This is a genomic window from Agromyces protaetiae (assembly GCF_030866785.1).
In the GTDB taxonomy this organism is placed as follows: domain Bacteria; phylum Actinomycetota; class Actinomycetes; order Actinomycetales; family Microbacteriaceae; genus Agromyces; species Agromyces silvae.
Genome location: NZ_CP133018.1, coordinates 2732899 through 2745359 on the forward strand (window position 1 = coordinate 2732899; position 12461 = coordinate 2745359).

The 12461-nt window shown below is 70.6% G+C and carries 9 protein-coding genes and 1 riboswitch; of the genes, 6 read left to right on the forward strand and 3 right to left on the reverse strand.

Going from position 1 to position 12461, the window contains the following annotated elements; genetic code table 11:
* Positions 1-102: 102 nt before the first annotated feature.
* A complete protein-coding gene (locus tag QU602_RS12575; protein WP_308796800.1) occupies positions 103-2919 on the reverse strand; it encodes a hypothetical protein in 2817 nt (938 codons plus the stop codon).
* A gap of 235 nt (positions 2920-3154) precedes the next feature.
* Between QU602_RS12575 and QU602_RS12580 the strand changes: the two genes are divergently transcribed.
* Genes QU602_RS12580 through QU602_RS12595 form a run of 4 tightly spaced genes read left to right on the forward strand, consistent with a single transcriptional unit; the run spans position 3155 to position 7138 of the window.
* A complete protein-coding gene (locus tag QU602_RS12580; protein ID WP_308796801.1) occupies positions 3155-4489 on the forward strand; it encodes a YihY/virulence factor BrkB family protein in 1335 nt (444 codons plus the stop codon).
* A 10-nt stretch (positions 4490-4499) separates the two neighbouring features.
* The gene (locus QU602_RS12585; protein WP_308796802.1) at positions 4500-5336 is read left to right on the forward strand and encodes an exodeoxyribonuclease III; all 837 of its coding nucleotides are present in this window, start codon (positions 4500-4502) and stop codon (positions 5334-5336) included.
* A 22-nt stretch (positions 5337-5358) separates the two neighbouring features.
* Entirely contained in the window at positions 5359-6372 is a 1014-nt protein-coding gene (gene trpS / locus QU602_RS12590; RefSeq protein ID WP_308796803.1) for a tryptophan--tRNA ligase, read from the forward strand.
* A gap of 31 nt (positions 6373-6403) precedes the next feature.
* Positions 6404-7138, forward strand: a complete 735-nt coding sequence (locus QU602_RS12595) for an HAD family hydrolase (protein ID WP_308796804.1) — start codon at positions 6404-6406, stop codon at positions 7136-7138.
* A gap of 260 nt (positions 7139-7398) precedes the next feature.
* On the opposite strand, the gene QU602_RS12600 is transcribed toward QU602_RS12595, so the two are convergent.
* Both QU602_RS12600 and QU602_RS12605 read right to left on the reverse strand, forming a co-directional pair.
* On the reverse strand, positions 7399-7995 hold the full coding sequence (locus tag QU602_RS12600) for a DUF998 domain-containing protein (protein WP_308796805.1): 597 nt from the start codon (positions 7993-7995) through the stop codon (positions 7399-7401).
* Positions 7996-8140: 145 nt separating this feature from the next.
* Positions 8141-9889 carry a glycerol-3-phosphate dehydrogenase/oxidase gene (locus QU602_RS12605; RefSeq protein WP_308796806.1) on the reverse strand — a complete coding sequence of 583 codons (1749 nt, stop codon included), beginning with the start codon at positions 9887-9889 and terminating at the stop codon, positions 8141-8143.
* Positions 9890-10033: 144 nt separating this feature from the next.
* Between QU602_RS12605 and QU602_RS12610 the strand changes: the two genes are divergently transcribed.
* Both QU602_RS12610 and ribD read left to right on the forward strand, forming a co-directional pair.
* On the forward strand, positions 10034-11014 hold the full coding sequence (locus tag QU602_RS12610; RefSeq protein ID WP_308796807.1) for a sugar-binding transcriptional regulator: 981 nt from the start codon (positions 10034-10036) through the stop codon (positions 11012-11014).
* A 128-nt stretch (positions 11015-11142) separates the two neighbouring features.
* Positions 11143-11287: riboswitch (FMN riboswitch) on the forward strand.
* A 72-nt stretch (positions 11288-11359) separates the two neighbouring features.
* Entirely contained in the window at positions 11360-12460 is a 1101-nt protein-coding gene (gene ribD / locus QU602_RS12615; protein WP_308796808.1) for a bifunctional diaminohydroxyphosphoribosylaminopyrimidine deaminase/5-amino-6-(5-phosphoribosylamino)uracil reductase RibD, read from the forward strand.
* Position 12461 lies beyond the last annotated feature (1 nt).

The following is a 12461-nucleotide window of genomic DNA, read 5'->3' on the forward strand; positions in this document are numbered from 1 at the left end:
CCAATGCGGGGGTCATTTCTACGTTTCTTTGCGCGGGCTATGAACGGCGTCGGGCAAGGGGACGGCGGTCGAGCCGCCGCCGCCCCCAGGCTTCACGACCGGTCAGATCCGCCCGTTCCGGCGCCGGATTGCGAGCGCCGTGGCGAGTCCGCCCACGAGGAGCAACGCGCCTCCCGCCCAGAGCAGGGGGCCTCCGTCGAAGCCGCTCTTCGCGAGCGCCTTCCCACCACCGCCACCGGCCGGCGTGGCCGCGTGCTGCGGCACGGTGATCGTCACGGAGTCCTCCTCGCACTGCACCACACCGGGCTCGTCGTCACCGGGCGCCGCATCCCAGCACACCTCCCCGGTGTTGACCACACTCGTCGCGGTCGTACTCTCGTTGAGATGCACGCCGAGTGTGACCGGTGGCGCTGCGGTCAAGTTCGGCCCGAGCACGCCGAGCAGGTCGCACCGCAGCGTACCGCCATAGCCCGCGCTGTTCTGCCCGGTCACCGTGCAGTTCTCCCAGCGCGGGAACGCCGGCTCGGGTGCGGTCGCGATCGAGTCGACCCGCAGGTCTGACGGGATCTCGTCGATCAGCTCGACGGGCTCCGCCGCACCGGTGCCGACCGACGAGACCTGCAGCGTGTACGAGAAGTTCGACCCGGGCGCCGCGTTCGTGACGTTCGACGTCTTGTCGATGACGAGCTCGTCGGGACGCTCGATCTCGCAGCTCGGCATGGCCATTGGATACACGGCGAGCACCGTCTGCGACGGGTTGACCGAGAACGTGATCTGCGCCGGCGTCTCCATGTCGCGCCATGGATAGGTCGGGACGGTCTCGTCGAGGATCAGGTCGAGGAACCGCTCACCGGGAACGGGCGGGTTGGTGAGGTCCTCCTCGGTGAGCGGCCGCCAGCCCGGCCACTGGTACGGGATGCCGTCGGCGTCGACCGCGGCGCCGGGCCAGAGGAGCCGGCCCGTGAGCCCGTCGACCGGGATCGGCTCCGTCGTGAGCGTGCCGTCGCCCGACGTCCAGGTCACCGTCACGGGACCGGGCGGCACCGAGTCCGTCGTCTGGATCGAGTAGTACAGCCACGGCACGTCGTTCACGCACCGCACGTAGGCACCCGCGTCGATGCGCTTCACCGGGATCTCGTCGTCGTCGCAGACGGGTGCGGCGACCCAGCCCGGCACGGTCACGCAGGCCTCGTTCGGCAGCGGGGACTCATCGAGCGGCGGCAGCACGGGCGCCGGGTCGTCCGGCCCGACCGCGGGCGGCGTCTCCGCCGGCTCCGGATCGAGCATCCGAACCGGGATGAAGATCGTCGCAACCGCTCCGGTGTCGAACACGCCGCTGAACGTCGCCAGGAAGTTCGGATCGGAGACGTCGGAGAGCTGCGTCCAGCCTTCGGCCGGCTCGAAGGTCGCCGGACCGGTCTGCTCGAGCTGCTCGTCGATCAGGTCGCTGACATCGAGGCCGGCCAGCGGCATGCCGGTGTTGGTGACCGTCACCTGCCAGGCGAACGAGTCGCCGGCCTCGACGGCGTCGCCACTCCCGGGCGGCAGCTGGTGGCTCTTCACGAGCTCGAGCGAGACATCCGGCTCGGCCGTGTTGGTGATCTCGCAGCTCACGCGATGGCCGGCTTTGAGCCGGACGGATGCCCCATCGACCTGGGCCCGCCCACACGACCAGTCGGATGCCGCGTACCAGTCGGGCACGAGCGGGTTCGTCGACACGGGCGAGACGATCTCATGCAGGTTCCAGGTGTCGGCCGGGACGATGAGGCTCACACCATCCTCATTGCCGGTCGCCTCGAACCTTTGCGGGTTCAGGCCGACGGTCTCGGCGACGAGCAGCCAGTCGGCGGCGTCGGCCGGGTCGACCGCGAGTCCCTCGATCGGGGTGTTGTCGACGTGCTTGATCAACGTGAGCTCGGCGACCTCGGGCGTGGCGCAGTCGCTCGCGGTGCGCCACCCACCGGCGAACTCGAGGATCGCGGTGTTGCGGAAGCCACCGGCGGACTTCTCATGCCTCTGGCACTTCCAGGTGCGCCCGTCGAACGACTCCTGGGTCACCGTGGCGAACACGCGAACCGTGTACTCGTGACTCGTGCCGGATGCGATCTGCACGTCGTCCGCGAGCTCGGTCTCGAGCTCGTTCGGCAGGTTCGTCCACTCGCCACTGGTGCCGTTCGGGCCGGTCCACTCCGCAGCCTCGAACCCGATGTCGTCGCCGAAACGCGCCAGTGAGTCCGAGAGATCGTACTTCGCGGCGTACCACCCGTTGTTCTCCACGGTCACGGTGTACTCGACGCGCCATCCGGCATCGCCGAGCGGTACGAGGTCTGCCACCTCCTTGAGCACCGCGAGGTTCGCCTTCGAGCCGTGACCATCGTCGTCGTCATCGTCGTCGTCGTCGTGCCCGCCCCCTCGTGGCTCGGAGCCGGTTCGAGCGGTGTCCCCGCTCGGCGCAGGCTCGGCGGGCACGTCGGCCGGCGGCGATACCTCTTCGGCCGGCGGCACCTCGTCGGCCGGCGGCGGTGCGGCCGGCGCCTCGGCCGGCGGAGTCTCGGACGCGGGCGCCGCCGGCGGCTCGCCGGCGGCCTCCGCGCCCGCGGCGCTGCCTGCGGGGGTCGCCGGCTCCGCCTCGGCCGGTGGGGCTTCCGGCGGCGGGCTCGGCGTCTCCTCGGCACCGGCGTCGGCGCCGGTGGCATCCGCCTGCGTCGCGGCGACGCTCGCGGGCTCGACGGGCACCTCCTCGGCCGCGGCCAGCGTCGGGAGGCCGAGCACGAGCAACGCACCGGCGGTGGCCGCGGCGAGCGCTGGTACCAGGCCGGTTCGGCGACGCCGGGGTCGGGTCGGGTCGGTCGGGTCTGAGGTGGAAAGGGTCCGTGTACGGAGGAACATCGTCGAACTTTCTGCGATCGGGATGGACACACCGGCACTCTCAGGGGCATTTCGGGTGCTCAGCATCGTCGAGTCAACTCCTCAGCGCCGAAACCCGACAGATCCTCACTGTCACCAGTACGGGGGGCAAGCCGCGTGAGGAACTCCACCCTGATCTGGGGTTCCCAGATGCATGTCCCTCGAAGTGGGGGTACACCTTAGTCGGGCTCGCCCCGAGCGCCCCTCACGTTCTCATCCCACCGGGCGTCCTCGATAGGGTGACGGTGTGGGCGATCCGGCACCTGGCTCCGACCGACGCGACGGCACCGACGACGTCGGCGATCGCGAGCACGCCACACCGACCGGCCGGGTGCGCGACCAGCTCAACGACGCAGGCCGCGACGCGAAGGACCGCATCGACGACCTCCGTGAACGGTTCGACCCGCAGATCCAGCGGGTGGCCTCGCTCACGGAGCGCACGCTCGCGTTCTTCCCGGTGCGGGTGTGGCGGCGGTTCCTCGCCCAGAACGGGTTCATCCTCTCCGCCGGGATGAGCTATCAGGCGCTGTTCGCGGTGTTCGCCGCGGTCTACGTCATCTTCGCCGTCGCCGGCATCTGGCTGACCGGCAACGCCGATGCGATGCAGGCGTTCATCGCCCTCGTGAACACCTACGCGCCCGGGCTGATCGGTGAGGACGGCGTCATCACCGACCAGGACCTGCAAGAGGTCGCGACGGCGTCGACGAGCCTGTTCGGGCTCACCGGCGCCGTCGCGCTCGGCGGCCTGATCTGGACCGCGATCAGCTGGATCACCTATGCGCGCATGGCGGTGCGGTCGATGTTCGGCCTCCCCAAAGACATGCGCAACTACGTGCTGCTGAAGACGCGCGACTTCCTCGCGGGGTTCGCCTTCGGTCTGGTACTCCTGCTCGCCGCCGTGCTCTCGATCGCGACGACGTCGTTCCTCGACTGGCTCGTGGGATTGCTCGGCTGGGACCTCAGCTCGAGCTGGTCGAACGCCCTGGTGCAGTTCGGCGCGCTCCTCGTCGTGTTCATCATCGACACACTCGCGCTCGCGGTGATGTTCCGGTTCCTCTCGAACGCGGCCATGGCCTGGCGACGCATGTGGGTGGGCTCCCTGCTCGGCTCGGCAGGTCTCTCGGTGCTGCAGATCTTCGGCGGGCTCCTGCTCACCGGCGCCGGCAAGAACCCGTTGCTCGCGACGTTCGCGGTCTTCATCGGTCTGCTGCTCTGGTTCCGCCTGACCAGCATCGTGATCCTCGTCGCCGCCGCCTGGATCGCGGTCGAGGCCGCCGACGCGAACGAGTCGCTCCGGCGCCTCACACCGGAGCAGCGCGAGGCCGAGCGTCGCCGGCGCGAGCAGGAGGCGCTGCTGGTCGCCGCGAAGGTCAGGGTGCGGATGTCTCGCGAGGAGCTGGACAGCGCGAACTGGTTCGAACGCCCGCTCGCCAAACGCCGTCTCGCCAAGGCGGAGAGCGAACTCGCGAAGATCGAGGCGGCCCAAGCCGCGCAGGTCGAGCGGACGGGCGCGTCGGGCGCCGCACGGAACGGACGCAAGCCTGCGCCCGACCGGCAGGAGCATGTCGGCGGGCTCCCCTAGGATCGAATCCATGCCGACCAAGCCCCTCCGCATCGCCACCGCCAATGTGAACGGGGTCCGCGCGGCGTTCCGGCGGGGCATGGGCGAGTGGCTCGCGACCCGCGACATCGACATCCTTGCGCTGCAAGAGGTCCGCGCCTCGACCGACGACCTCACCGCCCTGCTCGGTGACGAGTGGGATGTGCTGCACGACCCCGCCACCGCGAAGGGGCGGGCGGGCGTCGCGATCGCGAGCCGCAACGCGGCGCACATCCACCGGGTCGAGCTCGGTGCCACCGACTTCGACACGGCGGGCCGCTGGCTCGAGGCCGATTACGAGGTCGGCGACCGCATCGTCACGGTGGTGAGCGCCTACGTGCACTCCGGCGAGGCCGACACTCCGAAGCAGGTCGACAAGTACCGTTTCCTGGACGCCTTCGAGGCTCGTCTGCCGCAGCTGGCCGAGCACAGCGAGCTCGCGGTCGTCATGGGCGACCTGAACGTCGGGCACCGCACGCTCGACATCAAGAACTGGAAGGGCAACGTCAAGCGCGCCGGCTTCCTCCCGGAAGAGCGCGCGTACTTCGATCGCTTCGTGGGCGCAGAGGGCGACGAGCGGGCGAACGCCGGTGCGGGGCTCGGCTGGGTCGACGTGGGTCGCCGGGCCGCGGGCGACGTGCCCGGTCCGTACACGTGGTGGTCGTGGCGAGGCAAGGCCTTCGACAACGACGCGGGGTGGCGCATCGATTACCAGCTCGCGACGCCGGCGCTCGCCGACACGGTGGTGTCCTATCAGGTCGACCGCGCCGCGGCGTACGACGAGCGATGGTCCGACCATGCTCCCGTCGTCGTCGACTACGCCATCTGACCCCGAAGGACTCCCCCCGACCATGAATGCTCACCGTCCCGTCGTCTTCTCGGGCATGCAGCCCTCGAGCGACTCGCTCCATCTCGGCAACTACCTCGGCGCGCTCGTGAACTGGGTCGCACTGCAAGACGAGGTCGACCCCGTCTACTGCGTCGTCGACCTGCATGCGATCACCGTCGCGCAAGACCCGGCGGCCCTGCGTGAGAGCACCCGCCGCACGGCCGCACAGTACCTCGCGGCAGGCATCGACCCCGAGAAGTCGACGCTGTTCGTGCAGTCCCACGTGCCCGCACACGCCGAGCTGGCCTGGGTACTCGGCACCATGACGGGGTTCGGCGAGGCGAGCCGCATGACGCAGTTCAAGGACAAGTCGCAGCGGTTCGGTGCCGAGGCGACCACGGTCGGCCTGTTCACCTACCCGGTGCTCATGGCCGCCGACATCCTGCTCTACGACACGAACCTCGTGCCCGTCGGCGACGACCAGCGACAGCACCTCGAGCTGACCCGCGACCTCGCCGGCCGGTTCAACTCACGGTTCGGCGACACCTTCCGCATCCCCGAGGCCTTCATCCCGAACGAGGCCGCGCGCATCTACGACCTGCAGGACCCGACCGCGAAGATGTCGAAGTCGGCCGCCTCCGACGCGGGGCTCGTCCGCGTGCTCGACGACCCGAAGGTGACCGCGAAGAAGTTCCGCAGCGCCGTGACCGACGCCGAGCGCGAGATCCGATACGACCTGCAGGCCAAGCCCGGCATCTCGAACCTCCTCGACATCTACGCGACCGTGTCGGGCAAGAGCATCGCCGAGCTCGAGGCCGAGTACGTCGGCCGCGGCTACGGCGATCTCAAGAAGGACCTGGCCGAGGCCGTCGTCGACCGGCTCGCACCGATCCGCGAGCGCACGCTCGAGCTCATGCAAGACCCGGCTGAGCTCGATCGGATCCTCGCATTCGGGGCCGAGAAGGCGTCCGAGCGGGCGGAGCGCAAGCTCGCCGAGGTGTACGAGCGCGTCGGCTTCGTCCGCCGCGGCCGCTGACATGCCGCGCGTCGATCCGGTGCAGGCGGATGTGCCTTCCCCGGTCGTGCTGTTCGACCTCGACGACACGCTCATGGCGCACCGCGAGGCGGTCGAGGCGGGCATCGTCCAGCACATGCGCGCGCTCGCGTACGAGGGCGATGAGGCCGAGGCCCGGCGGTTGTGGCACGCCCTCGAGGAGGAGCACTATCACGCATACCTCGCGGGTGAGCTGACCTTCGAGGGTCAGCGCCGGGCTCGGGCCGCCGCCTTCGCCGCGGCGCACGGTCACGAGCTCGCCGACGATGCGTCCGGCGACTGGTTCGCCCGCTACTTGGAGCACTACCGGGCGTCGTGGGCGCTGCACGCCGACACGCTGCCCGCGCTCGACGAGCTCGCGCGCGTCGTGCCGGGCGTACGGTTCGGCATCATCACGAACGGCGAGCTCGACTTCCAGACCGCGAAGCTCGTCCAACTCGAGCTCCCCGGCCGGTTCGCTCACGTGATCGCCTCGGGCGCCGTCGGCTCGACGAAACCCGACGCGGCCATCTTCCGGCACGCGCTCGACGTGTTCGAGGCCGACGCCCCGGTCCGCGCCTCCGTGTACATTGGCGACCGCCTACGCACCGACGCGATCGGCGCCGCCCGGGCCGGGCTCATCGGCGTATGGCTGAACCGCCGCGGCGACACCCCAACGCCCGACGACGACGCTGACGCCGAGGCGGCCGGCGTCATCGAGATCACCAGCCTCGCTCAGCTCCCCGCGCTCCTCGCGCCTCGCCTCTGAGTTCATCCGGTGCCGCGGTGTCGCGCATCCGGCTCGCAACGCGCCCAAGCGACGACCGTTCACGACACCCCGGTCGATGAGGTCGCTCATACGAACGCCGGCCGCCCTGGCAGCCATCCGTTCCCGGCACACCGCGACGCAGCGTCGCGCGAATGCCCACCGCTTGGTCTGGATATTGGAATACGCGCTCCTGAGCGAATGGTCCGCGCAGTGCAGCAGGAGGATGCGGGTCGGGCCCGGATGGCGCACGAAGGACCCGGTCAGGCGGCGATGCCGGTCACGCCGATGAGCAGCAGGAAGCCGAGGAATCCGACGTAAATGATGCGCTCGGCCAGGCCGAACAGCGCGAAGCGCTTGGTCACGACGCAGATCAGCACGCCGACCGATCCGATCGCGGCGATCACCCCGAACACGGTGGACCAGGTCGCCGCATCGGGATGCCCGCCGTCGTGCAGCGCACCTCCAGTGACGAAGGCCGCCGCGGTCGCCGCCCCGAACGCGAGGAACGCGAGCACGTTGTGAATGCGCCCGACCGCCGTGACTGGTGTCCCCGGGGCATCCATCCGGAGGAAAGGGATGAGCAGGCGCGCGGCAGCGAAGATCGCGAGCAGCACGGCCGGGACGACGACACGATCCCCGACGAGGCCCGCCAGTGCAATGATCGCCGCGATGCCGGCGAGGCCGGCCGCGATCGTCGAGACGGCGATCCACGGCCGATATCGCGTCAGGTGATACTGACTGACCGGGTCGCGCAGCGGATTGAGTCCGGTCGGCGCAACGTGGACGACCACGAGCCCGACGATCGTCACCGCCGTCAGCGCGAGGGTGAGCCACCCTCCCGCGATCTCGAGGCTCACGCGGCCGGATCCAATGCCTGGCTCACGCTGCGCGGCACACCACCAGTCTTCACACGACCCTCCAGATCGGACCGTCGAACGACCCGCGACCATTCACGCACGAAACGGAGACTCGCCGCAACTACATGCCGTCCGGCCACGCGGCCTACCCGGCGACGGATACCTCGGTGAGGCGCATGCCGTGCCACTCGCTCAGCACACGCGCGGTCTCGGCGACCTCGGCCGCGCGACGCTCGGCATCCCAGCCGAGCTCGTCGCCCGCGATCTCGGCGAGCTCAGCGAGCAGGGGCGCACTCACCGCGCCCGTGAAGGCGAGGCTCGTCCGGCGCTGCACCACGTCGAGCAGGTGCACGACGCGCTCGTGGCGCACGAGCCAGGCGATCTCGCCGCGCGTGTACCCGTCGTGGTGCGCCAGCACCGGGTCATCCGTGCCCTCGAGGTCCGCGATGATCGTCTCGGCGCGCGTGCCGTAGCGCTTGAGCAGCACCTCGGCGCGCTCACGGCCGATCTCGTCGCGGTGCGCGACGACCCAGACGCGGCGCGCGTCGTCGGTCGCCGGGTAGCCGGCTCCGCCGCCGATCGCGAGGCCCGCGGTCGAGCGCACACGCTCGCGACCGAGTAGGCCGAGCACGTCGTTCGTGAGGTGCTCGGCGAGCGCGCGGAACGTCGTCCACTTGCCGCCAACGAGGCTGAGCAGCTTCGTGCCGGGGCGCTCCGGGACATCCGTCTCTTCGATGCGGTAGTCCCGCGAGACGAACCCGGGCTGCGTGTCGTCGTGCCGTGGCAGCGGCCGCACCCCCGAGAACCGGTAGACGATCTGCGACCGGTCGACGTGGATGTCGGGGAAGACGTGCCGCACGAGGTCGAAGAAGTAGTCGACCTCCGCCTCGGTGCAGACCGCCGGCTCGCGCATGTCGTGCTCGAGGTCGGTCGTGCCGACCATGACCCGCCCCTTGAGCGGGTAGATCAGCACGATACGGCCGTCCTCGTGCTCGAAGAAGATCTCGCGGCCGTCGGTCGCGGCGAGCAGCTCGGGGTGGTCGAGCACGATGTGCGAACCCTTCGTGCCGCCCATGAACTGCGAGGGCCGGCCGAGCTCGGCGTTCGTGAGGTCGGTCCAGGGCCCCGACGTGTTCACGACCACGTCGGCGGCGAGGTCGAACTCGGCGCCCGTCTCGCGGTCGCGCACGCGTACTCCGGCCGCCCCGAGGCCGATCGCCTCGACGAAGTTCACGGCGCGCGCGTGCGGCCCGGCGGCGAGCCCGTCGTGCAGCACGTCGAGGGCGAGTCGCTCGGGGTCGTGCATGCTCGCGTCGTAGTACGTCGCGGTGTACTTCACGCCCGGGTTGAGCGCGGGCAGCTCGGCGCGGGATCGATTCGCACCGAGGAACCGGTGCCGCGGCACGCTGCCGCCGTCGCGCGAGAACGAGTCGTAGATCGTGAGCCCGGTCTTGATGAGCAGCGCCCCGCGCTCGGTCGGCTTGCCCTGCTTGTGGGTGAGGAACCGCAACGGCGCCGACAGGATGCCGGAGAACGTCGAGAAGATCGGCACGGTCGTGCGCAGCGGCTTCACGTAGTGCGGGGCGATCTTGATGAGCGCGTTGCGCTCGGTGACCGATTCCTGCACGAGCCGGAACTCGCCGTTCTCGAGGTAGCGCACGCCGCCGTGGATCATGTGCGACGACGCGGCGGATGCCCCGGAGACGAAGTCGTTTCGCTCGACGAGCACGACGGGCACGCCCTGGAGCGCGAGATCCCGGAATGTCGCGATGCCGTTGATGCCGCCACCGATGATGACGACGGAGGCCGAGGGTTCGGCGCGGAGCGCGGTGACCTCGGCGCGTTCGCCGGCGGGTGCGACGCCGTCGCCGGCGAGGGGCATCGTGGAGGACATGGATCGTCCTTTCGCAAGGGCTCGGCCGGGTCAGGGCGCGGTTGCGACGATGGTCCCGGATGTGGATGAATACATGGTGAACCGAGCCGAACACTCTTTCAAGCCAGTTGCACATACGTGCAGGCGCACGCAGGGGATGCACCCATGACCGATCGTCAGGCCGACCGCGAGGCACTCGATCCGAAGACCCGCGAGGCGCTCCGCGCCGCGCAGCTCTACTACATGCAGGACCTCACGATGGATGCGATCGCGAAGGAGCTCGGCACGTCGCGCTCCTCGGTCTCACGCCTCCTCAGCCGTGCGCGCGAGAGCGGACTGGTCGAGATCACCATCCACTCGCCGCTCGACTCCCCCGGCCGGCTCGAGCACGACCTGCTGCAGGCCCACGGCATCACGGCACACGTCGTGCCGGTCCCCGATCACATCACCGACATCGACCGGCTCGAGCGCGTCGCCCTCTCGGCTGCACGGATTCTCGGGCGCTTCGTCGACTCGAACCAGGCGGTCGGGGTCGCGTGGGGATCGACGATGGGGGCGCTGAGCCGGCACCTCGTGCCGAAACCCACGCACAACACGGAGATCGTGCAGCTGAACGGCGCGGGCAACGTGCGCACGACCGGCATCGTCTATGCAAGCGAGATCCTGCGCCGGTTCGGCGACGCGTTCGGCGCGCACGTGCAACAGTTCCCGGTGCCCGCGTTCTTCGACGACCCGGCGACGAAGGAGGCGTTCTGGCGCGAGCGCAGCACCCGGCGCCTGCTCGCGCTGCAGGCACGGCTCGATCTCGCGGTGTTCGGTCTCGGTTCTCCGTTCGCCGAGGTGCCGAGTCACGTCTACCAGGGCGGGTATCTCGAGCGCGCCGACTATCAGGCGCTGAGCCGCGACGGCGTCGTCGGCGACGTCGCGACGGTGTTCTTCCGGGCGGACGGGTCCACCGACGGCATCGCACTGAACGCCCGGGCGACCGGCCCCGACTTCCGCGTGCTGCGCCGGGCGCCCCGGCGCATCTGCGTGGTGTCGGGTCCCGCGAAGCTCGCGAGCCTGCGCGGCGCGCTCGCCGCAGACCTCATCACCGACCTCATCGTCGATGAGAGCACCGCACGCGCCCTCGTGGACGCGCCCTGACGGATGCCTCATCCGGACCCCGCCCGCGTCGAGTCGTGAACGCGCGGACGACGGGGAAACCGGGAAGCGTCGCCGGATGACACGGGGAATACCACGCCGGTTCGCGCGTTGACCTAGAATCGACACGACAACGTGCTCCGGGGTCGGTGAAAATCCGAGCCGGCGGTGACAGTCCGCGAGCCGGGAAGTCGCGACCGCAGGTCGCGAACGAACGGTTGAGCCGGTGAAATTCCGGCACCGACGGTGAAAGTCCGGATGGGAGGCGGCACGTGTCGGCGATGCTCGGCGTCGCCGACGTCCGGCGTAGCCGGAGCCATCCCCGGAGCCTTACGACAGGACCTTCGGATGACCCCGAGCACCGCACGCACGGCCACGGCGCCCACGGCCGATGGCGACGCGATGCGCCGCGCACTCGAGCTCGCCGCGCTCGGGCCGGCGCGCGGGGTGAACCCCCGCGTCGGCTGTGTCCTGCTCGGCCCCGACGGCACCACGCTCGCCGAAGGCTGGCACCGCGGCGCCGGCACCGCGCACGCCGAGGTCGACGCGCTGAGCAAGCTCGCCCCCGGCGAGGCGATCGGTGCGACCGCCGTCGTGACGCTCGAACCGTGCAACCACACCGGGCGCACGGGGCCATGCTCGGAGGCGCTGATCGACGCGGGCGTCGCGCGCGTCGTGTACGGCGTCTCGGACCCGGGTGACCGATCGGCCGGCGGCGCCGAGCGGCTGCGTGCCGCGGGCGTCGAGGTCGTGCCGCTCCACGACCTCGACCAGGCGCTCGCCAACGAGGTCGAGGCCTTCCTCGCCGACTGGCTCTTCACGGTCCGCCACGCCCGCCCGCGAGTCGTCGTCAAGTGGGCGTCGACGCTCGACGGCCGCGCCGCGGCGGCCGATGGCAGCTCGCAATGGATCACGGGCGCGGCGGCCCGCGCCGACGTGCACCGCCGGCGCGCAGACGCCGACGCGATCGCGGTCGGCACCGGCACGCTCCTCGCCGACGACCCCGCGCTCACCGCGCGCGCCACCGACGGCGACCTGCTCGCGCACCAGCCGGTGCCGGTCGTGTTCGGACGACGTCATGTGCCGGCCGACGCGCGCGTGACGAGGCATCCGGAGTCCGTGATCCAGCTCGACGGACGCGACCTCGCCGCCGACCTCGCGCTCCTCGCCCGGCGGGGCGTCCGCTCCCTCTTCGTCGAGGGCGGCCCGACGCTCGCGAGCGCCTTCCTCGCCGCCGGGTTCGCCGACGAGCTGCTCGTCTACCTCGCGCCCGCCCTCCTCGGTGGACCGCGCCTCGCACTCGGCGACCTCGGCGTGCCGACCATCGCCGAGGCTCTCAGATTCGACTTCGCCGCCATCGAGCGGCTGGGCGACGACCTGCTGGTCGTCGCCAACCCGGTCGCGGCCCGCGCCACGCGCGACGCGACCGACCCTACGGAAGGGAACTGAC